This is a genomic window from Campylobacter concisus, from assembly GCF_003049065.1.
GTDB lineage: Bacteria > Campylobacterota > Campylobacteria > Campylobacterales > Campylobacteraceae > Campylobacter_A > Campylobacter_A concisus_BE.
Genome location: NZ_PISC01000010.1, coordinates 41,515 through 61,910 on the forward strand (window position 1 = coordinate 41,515; position 20,396 = coordinate 61,910).

Consider the following 20,396-nt stretch of genomic DNA (forward strand, 5'->3'; position numbering starts at 1 on the left):
TTTGCTTTTTATATTTTATAAAGCCTTTATATCTCCGCCGATGACTCTTAGTCCCATGCTGTCAAATATCGCTTTTATGCCACCAACTTCTATCACGACACTTGTGCCATTTATGGTTACTTTGGTGCTGTCTACTTGGTGGATGATCTCATTTTTAGCATTGACCTCGTATGTCGTCTCGATCTCGCTAAACTTTGAGTCTGCCATCTCGGTGTGCTGTGCGGCTGTTTTTGTTGTGAAATTTGACTTAGCATTTATGTCGATGTAGTTGTTTGCCTGAAGCACGATGTGCTCGTTACTAAACTCATTTATACCCTTTTGAGAATTTAGCTTGTAGCTACCATCTATGTTTTGCTCTTTGGTACCTTTTATCTCTTTAGTTTCGTCGTTGTGTATAGTTGTGTTGAGGTTTGATTTTATCTCGACAAATTTGTCATTGCCGACAAACTCATGTCTATCTTGACCAACTCTAGTTGTATCATCAACAGCTACATTTAGTGTATTTGAGACGCCTACTACCGTATCTTTCGAAAGTCCAACCGTCGTTAGATATTCACCTCCGACATTTACGTTTTTGGCAAGATCTATCATTTGGATGTGCGCTTTTTTAACCCTTTCAGTGTAGCTACCATGCACTTGAGAGCTTTTGTCGTTTAGTATCGTTTGAGAAAAGTCGTTATTTACTAGCTCGTCGTAGTCTTTCTCAGCTTTTACATAAATTTGCTCTTTGTTTTTTAAGTTTGACAAAGTGATCTCGTTTATGCCAGTCTCGTTTGCACCGATCGTTTTTGAGCTAAGCGATGTTTGATGGTAGTTGTTATCTACATTTACTAGTGGCATATTTGAGGCATTATAGAGGCTGCCACTTACCACTGGGTTGTCTATGTCGTTTTGCAAAAATGATATGATCACCTCGTCACCGACCCTAGGTATCGCAAAGAAGCCAGAACTGTTGCTTGCGATAGGTGTGATCACTCTTAGATAGGCACTTTTATGATAGCTTGCGTTTATGGTGTCGTCTTTATCTATCTGCTCTTGTGTGCTAAAGGCATTTAGTCTTACCTTTACTCTGCCGTAACTATCCGTATGGATGGTGTTTGTTTGGCTATTTAACCCATCTTGTCCTACGACAAGGCCTAGAGTGATGTCAGGCGCTTTTGGCTTTTGTTTATAGCTTGGTACAAATTTTACGCTGCTTGGGATGATGCTTAGTTCATTTGTATATGAGCTTATAAATTTCTTATCTTTTAAAGGGACATTGTCACCTAAATTTAGAGTATTTTCTAAAACGCTTTCGTCTACATAAGTGTGTTTTATAGCTATTATTTTAAACTCATACTCACCACTACTTTGATCTATTGCTACTGAGATATTATCGTTTAAATTTAGAGCAAAGACATTTGAGCTAGCGACAAATTCTTTCAAAAGCATATCGCTTCTTAGCTTTTTAAGATAGGTGCTGACCTCAAGCAACCTCGTATCACTAAATGAATACTCATCTAAATTTATATGCTTATCATAGATATTTACTTGCTCGTCAAATATCTTTTCGTTTTTGCTCTCTAGCACGTTTGGATAGGCTGTGTTTTGAAATGAGTGGGTGAAGCTGTTTGCTTTTAGAGTTTCGCTCTTTGTGATTTTATTTATGTGTTCGCTTGCAAGGTTGTTATTTAAATTTACATTAAAGCTTACTTTTCTAGCCTCTTTACCTTTGCTAGGTTCGCTTTGTGCTAGGCCTTCAGCTTGGTTGCTGTAAGCTAGGATAAAGGTATCATGAAAGTAAATTTTCTCATTATCTTCGTAAAAATATATACCACTATCATGGCAAAGTCTTGTTATAAAGGCTAGGTCACTTTCGTTGTACTGCGCTATAAATTCTTTTTTATTGTAGCTATTTTTGATGTTTGAGAAGTCTAGCTCTTTAGTTAGCCTTTGCTTGTTAAAAGACAAAATTTCTTTTACTACTTCAAGCACGCTTTGATCTGTGTAAATTCTATTTGCTCTATTTATACTTAGTCTATATAGCGAAGATGTGAGTTTAAATTTGAAAAAGTATTTTTTGTCTATATTTGTGCTACTATCGTCATCAACGCCTAGATACTCGACATCGCTTACTATGCCGCTAAAGTAGATATAGTCACTACCATTATTGCTTGGGATGATACTCTTGTTTGTAGAAGATGGTCTTTTTATGCTTAGCTTCATACCCTTATCAAGGTATCTATATATGCCAGTTTGAGCGTTATCGTTATAAATGCTCTCTAAATTTTCATAAAGCGGGTTTTTGACTAAATTTATATAGGCAAAGCACTCTATGCTAAATATATCTTCTAAACTCTCATTTATATCAGCCCTTGTGACTATAAATTTATCGTTTGCTATCTGAAGAGTAGAAAAGGCATCGTTAGATATGCCATAATCTACAAAGCCGTCTGTTGCCACCGAGTTGCCAGATGCTAGCATGACTGGCTTAGTTAGTGATGATGTTGGTGATGTTATATTTTTGTCCATTTGTTGCTCTTTCAATCTTTTTTCGTTTTCTTCTTCTTGTAATCTTTTTTCAAACATTTCAATATCAGCGTCTGTGAGGTTACGCATAGTTTTTACACTTTCTTCTATTCCGCCTCTTTTTGCTTCTTTGTATTCATTATAAAATTTTTCTTTTTGATCATCTATTCCAGTTTTCGCTACTTCAGTAGAAAGCTCACATGTTTTGCAACCCAAAGCGCCAAATACCTTACCAGTATTGTCAATTACTTCGTTAAATTTTGTAAATGTATCTTGTTTTTCATAATTTTTTATTTCCAAATTATCGTTTGCTGTATCTAATTTTTTTTTATTAATATTAAAGAAATCCATTATTTATTTCCACCATTCAATAATTTTTCTAAGTCTTTTTCATCATTTATAATTTTCAGAATAATCTTTAAAACTTTATAGTCTTTTGGATCTTGCCCATGGTCTAATAGTTGTTTGATTAATTTAAACTTTTCTTCTTTAAATTCTTTATATTTTTGAGTTTTTATAAATTCAAGTAGCTCGGGGCTTGCCTTTTTATTGTCTATGCCGACACCATTTTCTCTAAAGAAAAATGCAAAGCTCATACCTATGGATGTTGCTAAACTAGCATTAGCCGCTGTACCTTTTTCCAAAAGAGTATCAAAAGTTTTTGTTTTATTTGCATCATAAGCATACTCTAATAAATTTGGTCTTATTGAAAGGTCTGGAATTTCAATAGTCATGTTAGCATCACAACCAATCTTATCTATGTAATATTCTATGACTTTAGCGGTATTTTCATCGGTTGTATTTTTGTCAAATACCACAGCAAACATATTTAAGCAGTTTACTTCATGCGAATATAAAGATGTTATGAGAAGTATGATTATTGCTAATTGCCTCATTGTGCTAATTCCTTTTTTGTTCCATTATTTAATAGGTTATCTAAATCTTTTTCATCACCTACTATCTTTAATATAACCCTCAAATAGCCATAATGATAAGGATCTTGACCATGTTCTAAAAGCTTTTTGATTAATTTAAATTTTTCTTCTTTAAATTCTTTATATTTTTGAGTTTTTATAAATTCTAGTAGCTCAGGGCTTGCTTTTTTGTCTTTTATGCCATCGCTATTTTCTCTAAAAAAGACTAGGAATTCTGTTGCGATGTCTCTTGTTAGCCACTTACTAGGGAAGGTACCTTTTTGTAAAAGTAAATCAAGTGTTTTAGGCTTATTCATTGCATAAGTACTGTCAAGTAGATTTGGTTCATAATGCAATTTATCATTTTCTAAAGTAATGTTAGCATCACAACCAATCTTATCTATGTAATATTCTATGTCTTTAGCAGTATTTTCATCGGTTGTATTTTTGTCAAATACCACAGCAAACATATTTAAGCAATTTGCTTCGTGTGAATATAAAGATGTTATGAGAAATATGATTATTGCTAATTGCCTCATTGCGCTAATTCCTTTTTATTTCCATTATTTAATAAATTCTCTAAATCTTTGTCATCATTTATGAGTGTCAAAATATATTTTAAATATTCGTAGTCTTTTGGATCTTGTCCATGATCTAATAGTTTTTTGATTAGTTTAAATTTCTCTTCTTTAAATTCTTTATATTTTTGAGTTTTTATAAATTCTAGCAGCTCAGGGCTTGCTTTTTTGTTGTCTATACCGACACCATTTTCCCTAAAGAAAAATGCAAAGTCAAATCCTATAGATGTAGCTAATTGCATATTTGGCTTAGCACCATTATCCAAAAGCAGATCGAAAGTCTCATTTTTTTTATAATCATGTGCAAATTCGAGTAAATCATATGTTCTATTAGAAAGCTTTTTATTTTTTAAAGTTATATCTGTCGTACATCTATATTTTTTAATATATTCCTCAATATATTTTCTTGTATCATTGTCGCTTATATTTTTATCAGCTATTATGTTAAACATATCAGCACAATTTATTGTATGTGAATATTGTGAATATAAAGATGTTATGAGAAATATGATTATAGTTAGATGTTTCATTGTGCTAATTCCTTTTTAGCTCCATCTTTTAATAAATTCTCTAAATCTTTTTCATCATTTACAAGCGTTAATACTTTCTGTAAAAGGATATAGCCTTTTGGATCTTGTCCATGTTCTAGTAGTTTTTTGATTAGCTTAAATTTCTCTTCTTTAAATTCTTTATATTTTTGAGTTTTTATAAATTCTAGTAGCTCAGGGCTTGGTGACTGCCCTTCTAACTTAACACCATTTTCTTCAAAAAAAAGCAAAAAGTCTAATCCTATTGAGCCAGCCAACCACGCATTAGGTACCGCGCCTTTTTCTAAAAGTTTGTCAATGCTTATTGGTTTATTTGCACTATAAGCAAATTCTAATAAGCTAGCTTTCATCGTTAAATTTGGTAAATTTATACCAGCATTAGCATCACATCCGAGATCATCTATGTAGTATTTTATATACTTAGCCGTTTCAGCGTCACTTAAATTTTTATTATAAATGAGTCCAAACATATCCGTGCAATTTGCTTCGTGTGAATATAAAGATGTTATGAGAAATATGATCATAGCTAAGTGTTTCATATCGCATTTCACATATCATGGTGTTTTAAAAGATAATGATAAAAAGGGCTCATTTGTGTCCTTCCAACGAGAAGATTGATATCCCTAGGGAGGATCCCTAGGTTATTTTTTAAGCTTTTTTAGTAGCTTCTCTCCAGTCATCGCTTCCGCTTGTACCTGCAGCTACGTGCTCCCAAACTATCTTTCTATAGTTCATTGAAACTTTGAAAAGCTCAGTTTTGTCGCTGTTTAGCTTGTCTTGAGCATTTGGGCTTACTAGAGTGATATCTGTTATAGTTGCATCTTCTAGTTTTGTAGTAAAGAAGTGCTCAGCACCGCCGCTAGTTGATGTTCTATACCAGTGGATCTCAACCTCTGGAAGTCTCTCGCCTTGAGTTAATGCGTTGTAAAGAAGTGGAACAGCTTTGTTTAAAGATGTTGTAAAGCTAAATGGCTTATGTACTCTTTGTCCTGATGGTTGGCCACTTTGTGGATCTACTGGAACAGTTACGATGTGAGAAACCTCTTGTGCCATGATCTCATCTTCGTGACCTGACTGATAGCGATTACCGATACTAGCTTCTGTTGAAGCACCACTTGAGATAAGTCCTTGAGTAGAACCTTTCACCTTAATATACACTGGTTGTGACATATTTACTCCTATTAAAAAATTTGGTTATTTTAACTTTTATTAACTTTCTATTTCATTAAAAACATTACTTTTTTAACATATAGCTTTCAAGTGCTTTATGTAATAAATAATTAAACGCCTCTTTATCTTCTCTGGTGCTTTTTGTTACAGCACCAGAGAGATATTTGAAAAATGAATTATTCTCGACTATATCGTACATTTGACTATATAGCTCCTTACATATTAGTTTAAGCAAAACAGCATTAACAAGCGTCGTGTTGTCGCTTAGAGGCAGCGTTTTTATAATAGTTTCCATATCTTTTGTATTTAACGTCCTGCTCTGCTCGCTTATAGGGCTCATGTTTGGCTGCACTTTTATGCTCTCAACTAAATTCATCAAAAGCTCATCCATACTCTTTGCTGTTAGCATCCTTTGACTATTTATATCTTCTTCATCGAAATTTTGAGCGCTCTCATTTAAATTTAAAGGCACATCATTAACATTTTCGTTTAAAGTGATATCTTTTTCTTCATCTATGAGAGAATTTATCTTTGGCTCTTCTTTAAAATCAACATTTGATATTTTCCCAACTGGCTCAAATTCTTTATTATCAAGCTCATCAAAATTTTTGGCATTTTCTATGATCTTGTGAGCTTTGCCGACATATTCGTCTATCCTAGAAGGATCTATAAATATAAATTTAAGCTCGCCTATCCTAAAAATATCTCCTGGATTTATCACGCTTTCATAATCATCAGGCAACTTCGAATAAGAATCGCTATAAAATATCTCGCATCCTTCGTATCCGCAAATGGTAAAAACACCCTCTTCAAAGCCTATATGAGCGTGCTTTGAAGCTATAGAGCCACTTGTATCGCTGCACGGAAATTTAACCGTATCTAGCGAGCCTATGTCTCCGCCGTTTTCATCAAAAATGACATACTGCGCCAAAAAGCTTGAAGCTTTATCAAAATTTTGTATAACCGCTGCTATTTCTTGCATATCTTTTCCTTAATAAAGCATCTTTCTTGGTAAATCAATCGTTGGTATGATATTCATAAGCTCTAAAAGTTCTCCGCCATTTGGTGTAACTTCAAAGCCAAAATATGACTCTTTTTTACCATCAAAGTTAAGCGTACTAACGCCAATGCTACTGAAATTTGAAGCCTTTAAGAGCTTGTACCAGCCCCACTCACCATCAAAGCTGATCTCTTTTTTGTCGCTACCCGCATTTGAAACCGCATTAAATTTAAACTGTGTTGAGATATCAAAGCTTTTACTTGAGACAAGTAAATTTGATGGGATCGTGTGATCATACGCCAAAGAGTTATTTCCGTAGCCTATATTTATGTGGCTGAAATTTGCCGATAGATCAACCGCTTTTAAGTTATAGTTTAGTTTTAGCTCATCATTTGAGTCAAGCATCAAATTTGAAATTCTATCGATATAAGCGATATTTTCAAGGAAACTTTTATTAAATCTTAGCTCTTTTGCATATTTTGGTCTTACCTTATAACCACTGCCTGTTTTACTTAAAATTTGTTTTAGATATTTATCATAAAAGCTATTCCAAGTTCCGTCTTTGCCAAAAAATCTCTTAAATTCTTCGATACTAACAGCTTTTGATGAGTTTTCATTAAATGGATAATAAGGCTTTATAAGACTTTCAAAGTCATCAAGAACATCATCTTTATAAGCTGTTGCTAAAAGCGATGAAGCTCCGTTTTCTACCTGTTTCCAAGCAAGTTTTGATAGCTTTTGATAGTACTCATTTAGCTCATCTGGAAGCTTTTTAGCGTCATTGTTTAGCACGATAAATGGATCATTCTCATTTTTTATGCCATTTATCGCATAAACGATCTTATCGTCACTGCTTTGAAGCATCTCAAAGTTATAGTCACTAACTTTTTTATATACATTTGTGACGTCATTGCTAATAAGATCTAGCGATCCGTCAGAATTTAGCGCATGATAGTTTGTAAATTTAGTGCTAAAATCTGTAAATACACGTTTTATCTCGCTTGAAGCAAAGCCTAGAGAGTAGATGTATTTTAGTAAATTTTCATCATTTAAATTTGTATTTTGATTGGTTAGTTTTATAAGAGAATTTAGAGGGTTTTCTCTTTTTGACAAAATTTCAAGCTCGTCTATGACCTCTTTTTTAGTAGCAAATTCATTTGGCTCGATCGCTCTTAAAATTTGGTTCCATTTATCAGCATAGTTTTGCAAGTAAAGCTCTACAACTGCGATACTTAGCTCTTTTTTCTCATTTGAGCTGATATCTTTTAAAGATGAGTTGGTATCCATCAGCCATGACTCTATGCCTGCAGTCTCATCGATGTTTGAGCTAAGTTTTGCCAAGAAGTCTCTTAAATTTTCTTTTGTATAAATTTTATTAAATGGATTAAACGCCTCTTTTTCTTGAACTACTTGGTTTAAATTTTCAACCTCTTTTTTGATGTCGTAGAATGATTTTTCATCTTTAAATGATATAAACTCAAGTATCGAGTAGAGCCTTTTTGCTCTTTGAACAGGTGTTAGTTTAGTATTTGCAGCACTTTGAGCACTCTGATCTGCTGAAATGCTTAAATTTTTAGCATTTAAAATGGCTTCGATGTGCGCTAAAAACTCATTTTTAGCAACACCATATTTTTCAAATTTATCCCAGTTTGCAGCTATCCAAATTTTAAATAGATCTACGTTTGTATAGTTTTTATCAAAAAGTGAATCATACATATAAAAGGCTTTTATAAGCTTATCTGGGTCACTCTCTGTTTTTAGGATATTTTCCATCTCAGTTAAAACTGTATTTTTGAAAAAGTCAGCGCTAAGATCGTAATAAAGCGCTTTAACAGGCGCAAAACCCTTATAAGAGGTATCAAGGGTGATGTACTCAAATTTAGTATCACCGCTAAAGATCCTTGGATAGTCGTTTAGACTTTGTTTTAGCAGATTTAAAAGCTCGATCTTTTGTGTAGCGGTAAGGTCTTTATACTTTTTGCTATCAAGATAGTTAGAGATTTTATCTACGTTGTTAGCCGCAATTTGCTCTTTTGTATTTTTGATATTTAAAATATAACTAGAGCCAAAATAAACTCCCACACAAAGTGCAGCCACTAGGGCGAAATTTATAAATTTAATAAATCTATTTTGAGCGCCAAATTTAGTTACATTTGCTTTAAAAGCGATCTCTTTTAAAAATGATTTTACAAAGTAGCTTTGTTTGCTGTAATTATTTACCGCTCTAAGAAGTGGTTTTTTGATGCTATATTTATCACAAATTGTATTTGTAAGGTAGTTTATAGGGATATTTTCTTGATATGCACTTACAAAATAAACTCCATTTATAACAGATGTGTTTTTAAGAGCATTTTGAGAGCTTAGCTTTGTGACAAAGTCTTTTACAAGCACGAAGAAATTTTCAAGCTGTTTTAAGAACAAATATGAGCGTTTTTTATCTTCTAGCATGTGCGAGATCGAGTTTTTGCTCATTAGGTGTTTAAATAGTGAGTCGCTTAATCCCTTAAGCTCTGTCTCAAGCGTTTGAGCGGTGAAATTTGAGTCTAAATTTATACCAAGAGCTTTATTTGCCACGTCTTCATTAAATAATTTGAAATAATCACCCATGCCATCTATAAGATCAAGCTTGCTAAAGACTACGTAAATAGGAAATTTAATGCCAAGATGCTTCTCACAGTCATTTATCCTCTTTACCATATATCTTATAAGCTCGTCAAAATACTCTTGAGTGCCTTCTAGGAATTTTTTAGTATCGATGATAAGCACGGCGCCGCTTAGTCTTGAGTTAAAGTCATTTCTCTTTAAAAAGTGTAAAAACTCGTTCCAAACGCCTTTTTTAAGTAGATAGTCTCTGTTTTTCTCTACATCATCTTCAGGAAGCTCCTCTGTTGCAGTTGGCTGATAGAGACTCTCTTGTGCAAAGTGAATGCCCTCAGTATCTAATAGTGCTCCAAATTTTGATACATAAAGGTTAAAATTTGTCGTACTTTGGTGTATCTTTTTATAAGTATCTAGGCTGTCAGATAGAGGAAATTCGATATTTGAATAGTTTATAAAAGCACTTTTGCCAGCGCCCTCGTTGCCTATTATCATTATTAATGGCAATTTTTTGAAATTTATATCTTTCTTCCAAGTCGTTTTGGCGTCTTTTAGCGAAAGTAAGAAATTTCTCTTTGCCTTGCCAAAACTATCCATTGACTCTTTTTTGATCTCTTTTAGTTTGTCGTTTTTCTCATCTTTGCGTGATGCAAAATAGTTCATCAGCGGTCTGAGCAAGACAAAAAACAATATAACTGCCCAAAAAGCAACTAGCACGCTAACTCGTGAACTAACGCTAGCAAAGCTATATATATCGTTAAATGCTACAAGCGGGGCATATAGCCAAAACAAAACACTAAGAGCGATAGAAGTTACTAAAACAACACTGTGTTTAAACCTAAAAAATGTGAAAAATCTGCGTAAGTAGTCGATAAATGCCATAGCTGCAAATCCTTTTACAAATAAATATATTTCTTTTATGTAATTATATCAGATTTTTTTGATTTTGGAGTTAAATTTTATGAACAAAGTCTAAATTTTATAAAATTTGACATTTTTTTATCATTTTTAAGCCTTGAACCAAAGCCAATTTGACTACTTGTATATTTTGACCCGAGCTTAAACTGCATCTTGTGAGAGTAATTTATCTTTAAATATAAATCAGAAACAAATTCATCATTAGTAAAATAAGAAAGAGTCTCTTGAAGCTCTTTAAATTTATCTTTTTTGGGGAAGAAATTCACAGCCTCTTCGTACTCTATGCCGTTTATAAAGACTGCGATCTTGGTTTGTTTTTCAAAAAGCTTTTTGCCAAGGATGAAATTTTTACCAAGCGTCCTATTTTTATGGCCTAAAGAGTTTAAATTTGATGGTGCTATGAAAATTTGATTTGGTAAATTTTCAAGTATAAAAAGCTTATCTTTTAGCCCAAAGTGGCTCTGAAGCGCAAATTCAACCTCTTTTTTTGGCCTTCTTTGACTAACTGCAAGTGGCGAAAATGGCAGAAATTTCTTTGCCAGCTGCTTTTCTTTTATATTAAGCATATCAAGTAAGATCTTTGAAATTTTATCATCAAGCTCATCTTCAAAAGATCTTGCGTAGTTTTTTAGACTAATGCTGTCAAAAAATAGCCAAAGCAAGTAGTTGTCAAAAAAATCAAAAAATAGTTCATAGCTATTGTCATTAGTCTTTGAAATTTTCTCTAAAATGTAGCTTGTTAGGTGCGAGCCGCTTCCTAAAAGACCCATAAAATTTACAATTATCTTTGTAAGCTCCTGCTCATCTAAGCTCTCGAGCTCTTTGATCGGGTAGGCAAAACTCGAGCTATTTTTTAAAAATATCTCGCCCCTATCCCTATTTTTTAGGATGTTTTTTATCAGCTTAAAAAAGGAAGCTTGGCTTATCTCTTCGCTCATACAAGCTCTTTCGTGCCGCTTAAAAACCCATAATCAAATAAAATTTTACTCTTTACGCACTTGATCTTAAGCTCGCAAAATGAGTTAATAGAAGCAAATTTTGATAAAAACTTAGCCAAATTTATACCTAAAACATAGACATTTCCAAGACTTTCAAACTCGCTCTCATCTATATAAAATATACATAGCACTCCTCTTTTTGCAAAGCCGCCATCGACCCTATGTATCTGTTTTGTCTTTATCTCATGAAGCGAGCTAGAAAATTTCTTCAAAAACTCATCATCAGGCAGCATAAAGGCATTAAGCAGTGCCAAAAAAGAGCCCTTGTTTAGTATGCTTTGATAGCTAAATGACAAGATGCTAACCAGCCTCCAGAGTAAATTTCCATCTACATTTACACGTTTTACGCTAGTTGGGATGGTTAAATTTTTAGTTGTTACACCTTGGTGATTTTGGATTTTGTTTATCTCGCCTAGTTTTAGGTTTGTTGGTAGATCGCCGTTACAGCAAAGCGTCTCGATGCTCACGGTCTGCTCTTTAGCGTCATTTTTAAAAAATGAAATTTCTTTGTAAGAGTTTAGCTTCATATCTATTTTGTTACTTACAAAGTAATAATCCTTTGATCTTTGGCTATTTAAAAACTCAAACCTCTCAAAGCTTTTGTAGTTTTTAAGTATCCTTTTTTCATTATTGCTGCTGTGGGCGACGACCTTTGTGATAGAGACTATCTCGTAAGCGTTTATGTTTGAGCGGTCTATGAAAATTCTATACTCGCTGCGTTTGTTGTTATTTTGTATAGGCTCGGCACCTTTGGCAAACAAATTTATCGCTGGCGTGGCAAAAAGAGAGAAATACTCTAGCCTTGGCACATAGCCATTTGGCATATCTTTTGAAAAGACAAATTTGATGTTAAAGCTTTTTGCGTCAAATCTTTTTAAAAAACCAAGTCCATTTATACGGATAAAATTTAGTTTAGATGAAAAATATGAAAGCTCTTTTATAAGCTCAAATGCCTCAAAACCAAACTCATCGCTCTTTATCAAAGCTTCATCAAATTCATCCAAGCTAAGCTTATCAGCTCCAAGTTTTATCTCCTCATCGCTATCTTCAAAGCTTATGACTATAAATTTTAAGTAGTTTTTTAGCCACATCAAAAGAGTTGAAGAGAAGTATATGTTATCACCAAGGTATAAATTTAAAAAGCTGGTATCAAGCTCTTTGGTACTAAGTTCATCCTTGGTGATAGATATGTTTAAATTTAAAAGATAGTCGCTTTTGTTGTTTGACATGAAAGCTTTTGATATCTTTAAAGGAAGCAAATTTACGTCATATATCGTCTGGAATTTACAAGCCACGCCGTTTATTGGCTTTGACTCTATGATACTGCCCTTTGGTATAAATTCCTTTTTTTCTGAAAAGTCATCTCTTAGAGCAAATTCTTGCATGCAAACTGAGGGAAAAGGATTTGTATAGCTTGGCATTAAGATATTTATCAAAGACTCAGCTATTAAAGGTATATTTTCATCTAGCTCTTGTCTAATCCTTGATGTCAAAATAGCCATATTTTCTATGATACTCTCAACATCAGGATCTTTGCTCTTAGTATCTAAAAATGGCGCGACTTTTGGGAAATTCTTTATAAAAAGTGCTCTTGTTTCATCAAGATACGCCATCTCTTTTTGAAAATAAGCTAAATTATTTTCATTATAATCCATTATAAAATCTCACAATATCTATTGTTTTTAAAAATAACCTTTAGCAAATACTCTTTGAAATTGTCGTTTTTATGCTTATAGTTTATGTTAAAGATGATGCGCCAAGGCTTTAGCGAGTCATCATAGCCGATAGAAGTTATCTCTATTCTATTTTCGTTTGAGGTGATTAGCTCATATATCGCCATACCAAGTCTATGGCCAAGCTCGTTTATCTCGACCCCAACCGACCAAAGATCGATGATACTATCATTTAAACGGCCGTAGTTTCCAAGTCTTGAGTTTAAGATAGTATCAATATGATCTTTGATGTCGCTGTCTAGATCTTTAAAATATGGACGAAATTTTGACTCATCACTAAATTCATATAAAATTTTATCTATCAGCGACATGCTTAAATTTACTCTTTATCCAGCTTACCAACCAAAGAAAGCTCGAAATTTGCCCCCATAAATTTAAAGTGAGGTCTAGCTAGAAGCTCTATCTTATACCAGCCTGGCTCGCCAGCTATATCGCTAACGATAACTTTTGCACTTCTAAATGGTCTTCTACTTCTTACATCAGCTGGTGGATTTTCCTGATCTGAGATGTACTGTCTTAGCCACTCATTTAAGCCACGCTCAACGTCACTGCGCTCTTTCCAAGTACCGATCTCTTCTCTTTGAAGTACTTTTAGATAGTGAGCCAAACGAGAGATCAAAAATACATATGGAAGCTGTGTGCCAAGTCTGAAATTTGTCTCAGCAGCTTTACCTTCTGGAGTATTTGGGAAAACTTTAGGTTTTAGCACAGAGTTTGCAGAGAAAAATGCTGCGTTGTTGCTATCACGTCTTAATGTAAGCGTGATAAAGCCATTTTCTGCAAGCTCAAATTCTCTTCTATCTGTGATCAAAACTTCGGTTGGAATTTTTGTCTGAACGCTTCCGTAGTTTTCATAAGTGTAAGTTGGTAGGTCTTTTACAGCGCCGCCACCTTTTGGTCCGATGATGTTTCCGCACCATCTATAGTCCGCAAAACTCTCTGTAAGTCTTGTAGCAAATGCATAAGCGCCGTTGCCCCAAAGCATATCATCGTGCTTATCGACGCTTTCGCGGTAGTTAAAGCTTTTTATAGGGTTATCTTCTGGGATATATGGAGATCTAGTAAGAAATCTATTTACCATACAACCTGTATATTTTGCATCTTCGTTCTCTCTAAAAGTTCTCCATCTTGTGTATTGAGGACCTTCAAGTAGGCTCTTTAGATCTTTTATGTTTTCAAGCTCGCCAAAGTTATCAAGTCCAAAGAATTTAGAAGATAGCGAAGTTAGAAGCGGAGAGTGGCTCATCGCTGCAATTGAAGACATTTTGTTTAAGAAAGTCATATCTTGGTTTGACTTATCTAGCTCATAGTCAGCAACTATCGCACCAACTGGCTCACCACCGAATTGACCATATTCAGCTGAGTAAATTTGCTTATAAAGTGTGCTTTGAGTTATATCTAGATTGTTTTCAAAGTCATCTAAAATTTCTTCTTTTGTTGCGTCTAAAAGGTCGATCTTTACGTTTTCGTTGAAATTTGTTCTCTCAACCAAAAATCTAATGCCACGCCAAGTAGACTCTAGCTCTTGGAAAGATTTGTTGTGTAAAATTTCATCCATCTGAGCTGATAAAAGCGTGTCTATATGAGCTATCATCTCATCAAGTGCAAGCTTATTTATCTTCTCTTCAGCGTTGTTTGTTGTGATGATATTTGAGATAAACTCAGCAACTCCTTGTTTTACTACGCTATAACTTTCATCATCTTTTGTATATTTGCTCCTTTGCATTATGCTTTCAATGATAGGAGTTTTTACTTTAGTTTCAGACATTTTTATTCCTTATCTTTTTCGTCTTTAAGCTCTAAAAGAAGCTGTTTTCTACTATCTTCATCCTTAATAGCCTCTAAAACCGCTTTTCTAAAATCAGGCATATTGCCCATAGGTCCTTTTAACGCAACTAAAGCTTTTCTAAGCTGCAATAGCTTTTTTAGCTCAGGTACTTGGTTGATGATATTGTCTGGATTGAAGTCCTGAATGCTTTCAAAATTTAGATCGATATTTAGATCTTCGCTACCAGAATTTAGTCTATTTTTCACTGAAAATTCAGTATGAATGTCTAAACTTTTCATAACTTGATCGAAATTTATCTTATTTATAGAGACAACTTCGCGATCTTCAAGTGGAGTTTGGTTTTCACCAGTTAAATTTGAAACTACCATCAGCTTTAATGGAAGCTCGACATCTGCTTCTTGGTTGTTTGTTTTGGTTCTATAAACAATGTTTATACGTTCTTTTGGTGGGATTGAATTCTCTGCCATAATAACATCCTTTTTTTGAGTAAATGATTTAAGAATTATAATTAAATAAAATTAAAGAAGTTTTAAAAAAACATATTTTATCACAAAAATGTTTTTGCCTTTATATAAATATCTGATAAATAATCCTTAAGCTCGGTGTTTTCTATAAATTTAACTATTTGCGAATATACAACTTTCGCATTGTTGTCCATGCCTTGGCTTGTAAAAATTTTGGAAAGCTCTAACAAAAAGCTAAGCTCACTTTGCGAATTTGTTGTATATTTGCTTCTATCAAGGGCTTTTATCAGCTCTTCAAAGCTCATATCCTTTTTCATTTTGTTACTAGAGATAAAATTTACACTCTCTTTTTTACTAAAAAATTTAACACTCTCCTCACTGAAAAATGCCTCTTCACTTTGAAATTTGAGCTTTTTCATATCTGGTAATTTTTCTATAAAATTTAAAGTCATACTAGAAACTAGTTCGCCTTGCTCGCTTAGTCCAGATGATCTTAAAAACTCACAAAATATCCTAACGCCATCTATCCAAAATGGATTAAGAGCTAAATTTCTTATAAATTTCTCTAAATTACCAAGGTTTGCTTCTTTCATATTTTTAAAAAGTAAGATCAAATTTTCATCAGGATAACGTATCTGCGTCACTTGCTCGCTGCTAACTGGCAAAGCCTTGATCCTGCCCCACATCGCCTCAAAAATAAGCGAGTAAGCGGTCAAATTTTTTATGTCATTTTTTAAAAGCGAGATGGATAAATTTACAAAATACTCTCTAAACTCTCTATCGCTAAATGTGCTAATGTCGCTACTGCCAAAAGAGACACTTTGCGTGTAGCTTGGCTCGGTCTTTTGCGGTTGCTGCTTTGGCTCCTCTACTCTTTGAGTTTGCTCGCTTTTTTCTTCTATATAAAGCGTGTCAAAGTGCGTGCTAAGCTCGCGTGAGAGCTCAGGTACAAGCTCATTAAAAGCTCTTGCATCCGCTTCGTCTAAATTTATACCCTCCCTATGAGCTTGCGTAAAAAGCTCTATCGTTTGGGCAAATATCTTTTTTTTAGCAGGCACTTGCTTTTCATTTTTAGCTAATAAACTTGGCTCTTGTTTTAGGGTAGTTAGAAAAAATGAAAAAGCACTGATTAAACTTCTAAAAGCATCTTTGTCGTTTAAATTTACAGCAGAGATCGCTAAGAAATTTAAAAGCTTTACATCGAGGCTAAATTCGCTTAATGCCTTTAAGGACGAGCTATAAACAAAGTCCCATTTTATCGTATCGTGAGTCAAAGTCTTATACTTCGACATCTCGTCTATAAGGCTGATGTAGAGTTCGTTTTCTGAAAAGTTTTCGCTAAATTTGTTGAAAAACTTATCTTGCACTTACTTTTTGTCCATAAAATTTTCTATTTTATTGTTTAGAACGCTGTCGTTTTTAACGTTGTTTTGATCCATCGAGTAGGTGCTATATAAAAACGCAGCCGCGATAGCTGCAAGCGCTATAAGGATAAAATAAAATTTCAAATGTCTTAGTGAAAATATCTCAAAAAAGCTTCTCTTTTTAGTTTTTAAATAGCTCTTTTCAAATACATTTTCATCAGCTTTGATAAGTGGCGAAACGGCTGAGGCTATATTTTCACAAAGGTATGAAATTTTCTCGTTGCAATCTTCCTGCGCTTCGTATTTACCCTTGTAGCCAAGCACCAAACAAGCGTAGATAAACTCTAAAAAGTCCTTGTTTTTGCCAACATTTTCAAACCATTTATCCATTATGCCAAAGAATTTGTTGCCACCTAAATTTTCGTTGAAAAATCTCGTTGTTAGAGTGTTATTCGCCCAAAAACTATTCATAAAAATTTCATTTTTAAGCAAGCTCTCATCGATGAAAACGCAAAGGCAATATCTAAGTCTAATGATGTCATCCTCTTCATAAATGCCCAAATTTGAGATCTTTGAAGTGGTGCTTAATATATCATTTATCAGCTTTTCACGTAAATTTTGCATCTCACTTTGTGAAAAATTTTGTAGTTTTGATACTCTGTTTGCCAAAAGAAGCAGTGGTAGCACATGATCTAGGGCAGGATTTGCGCCAAGTCCTAGAAGCTTTGTCTGACTTAAAACTGAAATGTCATTTTGATTTTCACTCATTTTTTATCCTTATAATAAAGCCCACATCTTAATGTCAGCGTTTGATAAATTTGCTGTTATATAGACGCTAATAACGCTTTGATTTGCGAAGCTTTTGAAAATTTCATCTTTTTTATCGATCTTGTAGTAGATATAGTCATTTAGCTTTGGCAGTGTGCTAGGTATAGCTGAAATTTGCTCTACATTTATGCCGCGAAGCTGTGATGATACGATACTTTTGATGTTTGATTGGGTGTGGATTTTGCACTGCTCTTTGAAATTTTTAAGCAGGTACTCATTTTTTGTATCGCTATGGATAGCAAAGTAAATTTCTGAGTTTTCTATGATGCTTGGATTATCAAAGACGCAGTCAAAAAAGCCGTGATTGTTTTTGACGATCTGTGCCATGACGTATTTTGGCGACAGGATATGCGAGAACAAAAGCCTAAGATTGTTTATTAACGGTACGAAAGTTTGACTTAAGTTGTTGTGATCATAAGCTATAAATTCGCTAAAACTATCGTCGTGACTTAGGGCTAGCAGATCAGCTTGAAAATCAACTAGCTTTTCATATAGATACTCTGGATGAATTTTGTCTCTTTTGAAAAGATATGAGAATATCAAGTGCCATTTTTTCAGCATATTTAGCGTCAAATACGTTGAAATATCAAGCCTATTTTTCGCCTGATCTATACCGCCTAAAAGCCCAGTATAGCTCTCTTGGTGCTGCTTTGTAGCAAAGCTAAACTCATCTATAAAGCTAGTGATGAAAGAATTTTTACTGATATCGATGCAGGTTGGGATAAATTTCTCATCAAGCGTTATTTGCTTGTTTAGGTCAATGTTTTTTATCCTGCAAATAGGCACACTAAGCTCATAAGGCGTCTTTGAGCCAAGCACTCCTAGAGCCGATCTTTGGCTTGCTAGGATCAAATTTTCTTTATCCTGCGTAAAAGCAGACGAAAGCTCAAAGTCGTCTTTGTCATCTAGCTCGTTCAAGATATCGTTGCTAGCTTCATCATGCACTCTTGAGCTAATGAGCGCTTGTTTAGCTGTAAATTTTAGATTTGGCAGGTTGTTTTGCAAGCTAACATCAACAAGCCCTGAGCTAACTGGTAGCTTTAGCACTATGACAGCAGAATTTAGCTCGCTAGGGCTTATCTCAAGAGGCTCTGGTAGGTCGTCTTGACCTGGAGCGTTAAATATCGTACCATCTTGTGAGATGCAAGAAATTTTATTGAGCCCTATCTTGCCTTGAAGCAAAAGCTCGCTTGAGATCTCAAGCTCCAAAACTCCATATAAATTTGAAAAAGACGAGACGGTTTTTAGGTTTAAATTTCTCTCAAAATACCTCTCTTGCTGCTCAAAATGAACCTTATCAACGTTCATCCCGTTGTACCAGACAACTTTTAGTTTATCAGACATTTTATTTGCTTGCTTGGATCTTAGAGCTACTAGCGTCTATGGTATTTACGCCATTTTTAGTTATCTCAAAAACTATGTTTTTCTCTTTTGCTTCTTTTGTTGATTTGTAAGCTTTGATATTTGTCTTGCTTTGATCAGCATAAAGCACCAAAATGCCTACGTATGGCACTTCGTCTGGATCGACATTTGTAAAAGCGTATCTGTTTGTGTTTGGCTGAATTTGCGTTTTTATCGAGTCTATCTTATCTTGACCAAGTATATCGCCATTTTTCTCAGCCAGATCAACTATGCTAGCTTGCTGAAATTTTGCCACATCTTTCAGCTTGTAAGCGATGATAGTCACTGGCACGTTGTCACCGTGGTAGTTTAAGTTTGAATTTGGGGTGTTGCTTATGATAAGATCTTTTGCACATCCTGCGATAAATAGCATAAAAATTAAAGAACAAAGAAATTTAAACGTTTTCTTCATGGTTTCCTTTACCTCACGTTAATAATATTATTTTTATGTAATTCTATCTAAATTTATTTTAGAAGAAACTTATTTTAAAATCAATGTTCTTAAATAAAACTTTAATGAGCGTTAATCAATCCTTTATATTATGCTCTTTGGCATAGCTTAATATCTTTTGCCTAAGATCTTCTGGGAAGCTATCTCTATACATTACTGGTGTTAAAGGGTTTAGCTTTTTATCTAATTTACCAGCCTCATATAGTCTTGTTAGCTCTTCTGGTGTGTTGTAGTATGGTGCATTTGGATATCCCTCTGGTGGGGTTAGGGACATTATTTTGGCTTCTAGGAGGGTGGAGTCGATGTAGAGGTCTATATCCCTATCTTCGTAATTAGCAGGATAGCCTTTTTCGTAAAAAATCTCCGCATATTCTGGTAATTCTTTTTTAACATACGACATGAATTCTTCCCTTGTAGTCTCATTTGCATCTAAATCTCTAGGGTCTAGTAGCTTACCTTCGTCTTCTACGAGTTCTCTTAAAACTCTATGCATTGAACCTGTAGGGTTAATAACTATCCCACCCCTATTAAAATCCATCACGAAGTAGCTTCCTACTATCTCATCAAGATAAGGCATCATTCCATATTCATCTAGTGGGGGATTTTTAGCTAGTTTTCTAAATTCTTCAGCCATTTGTAAATTTGTATTTAGACCTATATCATAAGTAGTATATTCAAAAAGATCACCTAAAAATTTTAAAGCTTTTACTACTCCTAACTGGGCTGCTAGAAAAATTCTTTGATAATCCCTTGCTTTAAATCCTGCTTCATTTCCATGTGAAAACCCCATAGGATCTCCAAGTATTCCAGCGCAAATTCCCCACTCTGCCGAAAAGAGCATTGACTTTAATGTTCCCTGATGGGCATTTACTTCATCATAAATTTCGGCATATTCAGGTTTAGTTAGTTTGCCATCACTATCTACTCTACCTATTGCATCTTCTGGTATATCTATCATGGTGCATTTTAGATTACTTCTTTTTACTAGATAGATATATCTATCTCTTTTATCTTTTAAGCTTTCATAGTAGGCTTTTTCTGATTTAGTCCAAGGAGATAGTTTATTTGAGCTTGCTTTATAGCTAATGTCTAGCCATGGTTTAAATGATAGATAGTCTGTTTGACCTAGAGAAT

The 20,396-nt window shown here is 34.1% G+C and carries 18 protein-coding genes; all 18 read right to left on the reverse strand.

The window, feature by feature from the left end; genetic code table 11:
• Positions 1-15: 15 nt before the first annotated feature.
• Complete coding sequence (locus CVS81_RS08525) at positions 16-2,808, reverse strand: type VI secretion system Vgr family protein (RefSeq protein ID WP_199907170.1); 2,793 nt, start codon at positions 2,806-2,808, stop codon at positions 16-18.
• Between the two features lie 50 nt (positions 2,809-2,858).
• A complete protein-coding gene (locus CVS81_RS08530; RefSeq protein ID WP_234399547.1) occupies positions 2,859-3,404 on the reverse strand; it encodes a hypothetical protein in 546 nt (181 codons plus the stop codon).
• Entirely contained in the window at positions 3,401-3,961 is a 561-nt protein-coding gene (locus CVS81_RS08535; RefSeq protein ID WP_234399548.1) for a hypothetical protein, read from the reverse strand. Before CVS81_RS08535 ends, CVS81_RS08530 begins: the two co-directional genes overlap by 4 nt.
• On the reverse strand, positions 3,958-4,452 hold the full coding sequence (locus CVS81_RS08540; protein ID WP_107965708.1) for a hypothetical protein: 495 nt from the start codon (positions 4,450-4,452) through the stop codon (positions 3,958-3,960). The genes CVS81_RS08535 and CVS81_RS08540 overlap by 4 nt, the downstream gene beginning before the upstream one ends.
• A 74-nt stretch (positions 4,453-4,526) precedes the next feature.
• Positions 4,527-5,018, reverse strand: a complete 492-nt coding sequence (locus CVS81_RS08545; RefSeq protein WP_234399549.1) for a hypothetical protein — start codon at positions 5,016-5,018, stop codon at positions 4,527-4,529.
• Positions 5,019-5,196: 178 nt separating this feature from the next.
• The gene (locus CVS81_RS08550; RefSeq protein ID WP_012001093.1) at positions 5,197-5,718 is read right to left on the reverse strand and encodes an Hcp family type VI secretion system effector; all 522 of its coding nucleotides are present in this window, start codon (positions 5,716-5,718) and stop codon (positions 5,197-5,199) included.
• Between the two features lie 64 nt (positions 5,719-5,782).
• Positions 5,783-6,700, reverse strand: a complete 918-nt coding sequence (locus CVS81_RS08555; protein WP_107965698.1) for a hypothetical protein — start codon at positions 6,698-6,700, stop codon at positions 5,783-5,785.
• 9 nt (positions 6,701-6,709) lie between these two features.
• Positions 6,710-10,198 (reverse strand): type VI secretion system membrane subunit TssM, encoded by a 3,489-nt coding sequence (tssM, locus tag CVS81_RS08560; RefSeq protein ID WP_107965699.1) that lies wholly within the window; start codon positions 10,196-10,198, stop codon positions 6,710-6,712.
• Positions 10,199-10,275: 77 nt separating this feature from the next.
• Positions 10,276-11,172 carry a type VI secretion system baseplate subunit TssG gene (locus tag CVS81_RS08565; protein WP_107965700.1) on the reverse strand — a complete coding sequence of 299 codons (897 nt, stop codon included), beginning with the start codon at positions 11,170-11,172 and terminating at the stop codon, positions 10,276-10,278.
• Entirely contained in the window at positions 11,169-12,887 is a 1,719-nt protein-coding gene (gene tssF, locus CVS81_RS08570) for a type VI secretion system baseplate subunit TssF (RefSeq protein ID WP_107965701.1), read from the reverse strand. Before tssF ends, CVS81_RS08565 begins: the two co-directional genes overlap by 4 nt.
• Entirely contained in the window at positions 12,887-13,276 is a 390-nt protein-coding gene (locus CVS81_RS08575; RefSeq protein WP_012001091.1) for a hypothetical protein, read from the reverse strand. Before CVS81_RS08575 ends, tssF begins: the two co-directional genes overlap by 1 nt.
• Before the next feature lie 8 nt (positions 13,277-13,284).
• Entirely contained in the window at positions 13,285-14,733 is a 1,449-nt protein-coding gene (gene tssC / locus CVS81_RS08580; RefSeq protein WP_021086376.1) for a type VI secretion system contractile sheath large subunit, read from the reverse strand.
• A gap of 2 nt (positions 14,734-14,735) precedes the next feature.
• Positions 14,736-15,221, reverse strand: coding sequence for a type VI secretion system contractile sheath small subunit (gene tssB, locus CVS81_RS08585; protein ID WP_012001089.1), 486 nt, complete (start codon positions 15,219-15,221; stop codon positions 14,736-14,738).
• An 80-nt stretch (positions 15,222-15,301) separates the two neighbouring features.
• Positions 15,302-16,585 (reverse strand): type VI secretion system domain-containing protein, encoded by a 1,284-nt coding sequence (locus CVS81_RS08590; protein ID WP_107965702.1) that lies wholly within the window; start codon positions 16,583-16,585, stop codon positions 15,302-15,304.
• Positions 16,586-17,350 carry a type IVB secretion system protein IcmH/DotU gene (gene icmH / locus CVS81_RS08595; RefSeq protein ID WP_021086306.1) on the reverse strand — a complete coding sequence of 255 codons (765 nt, stop codon included), beginning with the start codon at positions 17,348-17,350 and terminating at the stop codon, positions 16,586-16,588. It lies immediately after the preceding gene.
• A gap of 9 nt (positions 17,351-17,359) precedes the next feature.
• On the reverse strand, positions 17,360-18,754 hold the full coding sequence (gene tssK, locus CVS81_RS08600) for a type VI secretion system baseplate subunit TssK (RefSeq protein WP_103611316.1): 1,395 nt from the start codon (positions 18,752-18,754) through the stop codon (positions 17,360-17,362).
• 1 nt (position 18,755) lies between these two features.
• The gene (tssJ, locus tag CVS81_RS08605) at positions 18,756-19,223 is read right to left on the reverse strand and encodes a type VI secretion system lipoprotein TssJ (RefSeq protein ID WP_087583804.1); all 468 of its coding nucleotides are present in this window, start codon (positions 19,221-19,223) and stop codon (positions 18,756-18,758) included.
• A 115-nt stretch (positions 19,224-19,338) separates the two neighbouring features.
• Positions 19,339-20,396: thioredoxin reductase (locus tag CVS81_RS08610; RefSeq protein WP_107965703.1), on the reverse strand; the 1,058-nt coding region annotated here is incomplete at its 5' end.

What these genes read in the sequence shown, in the direction of transcription:
- tssM (WP_107965699.1), bottom strand. Translation starts at nt 10,198, where the DNA reads ATGGCATTTATCGACTACTTACGCAGATTTTTCACATTTTTTAGGTTT.
- tssK (WP_103611316.1), bottom strand. Translation starts at nt 18,754, where the DNA reads ATGTCTGATAAACTAAAAGTTGTCTGGTACAACGGGATGAACGTTGAT.
- tssJ (WP_087583804.1), bottom strand. Translation starts at nt 19,223, where the DNA reads ATGAAGAAAACGTTTAAATTTCTTTGTTCTTTAATTTTTATGCTATTT.
- CVS81_RS08555 (WP_107965698.1), bottom strand. Translation starts at nt 6,700, where the DNA reads ATGCAAGAAATAGCAGCGGTTATACAAAATTTTGATAAAGCTTCAAGC.
- CVS81_RS08565 (WP_107965700.1), bottom strand. Translation starts at nt 11,172, where the DNA reads ATGAGCGAAGAGATAAGCCAAGCTTCCTTTTTTAAGCTGATAAAAAAC.
- tssF (WP_107965701.1), bottom strand. Translation starts at nt 12,887, where the DNA reads ATGGATTATAATGAAAATAATTTAGCTTATTTTCAAAAAGAGATGGCG.
- tssC (WP_021086376.1), bottom strand. Translation starts at nt 14,733, where the DNA reads ATGTCTGAAACTAAAGTAAAAACTCCTATCATTGAAAGCATAATGCAA.
- CVS81_RS08540 (WP_107965708.1), bottom strand. Translation starts at nt 4,452, where the DNA reads ATGTTTAACATAATAGCTGATAAAAATATAAGCGACAATGATACAAGA.
- CVS81_RS08545 (WP_234399549.1), bottom strand. Translation starts at nt 5,018, where the DNA reads ATGTTTGGACTCATTTATAATAAAAATTTAAGTGACGCTGAAACGGCT.
- CVS81_RS08535 (WP_234399548.1), bottom strand. Translation starts at nt 3,961, where the DNA reads ATGAGGCAATTAGCAATAATCATATTTCTCATAACATCTTTATATTCA.
- CVS81_RS08530 (WP_234399547.1), bottom strand. Translation starts at nt 3,404, where the DNA reads ATGAGGCAATTAGCAATAATCATACTTCTCATAACATCTTTATATTCG.
- tssB (WP_012001089.1), bottom strand. Translation starts at nt 15,221, where the DNA reads ATGGCAGAGAATTCAATCCCACCAAAAGAACGTATAAACATTGTTTAT.
- CVS81_RS08575 (WP_012001091.1), bottom strand. Translation starts at nt 13,276, where the DNA reads ATGTCGCTGATAGATAAAATTTTATATGAATTTAGTGATGAGTCAAAA.
- CVS81_RS08550 (WP_012001093.1), bottom strand. Translation starts at nt 5,718, where the DNA reads ATGTCACAACCAGTGTATATTAAGGTGAAAGGTTCTACTCAAGGACTT.
- icmH (WP_021086306.1), bottom strand. Translation starts at nt 17,350, where the DNA reads ATGAGTGAAAATCAAAATGACATTTCAGTTTTAAGTCAGACAAAGCTT.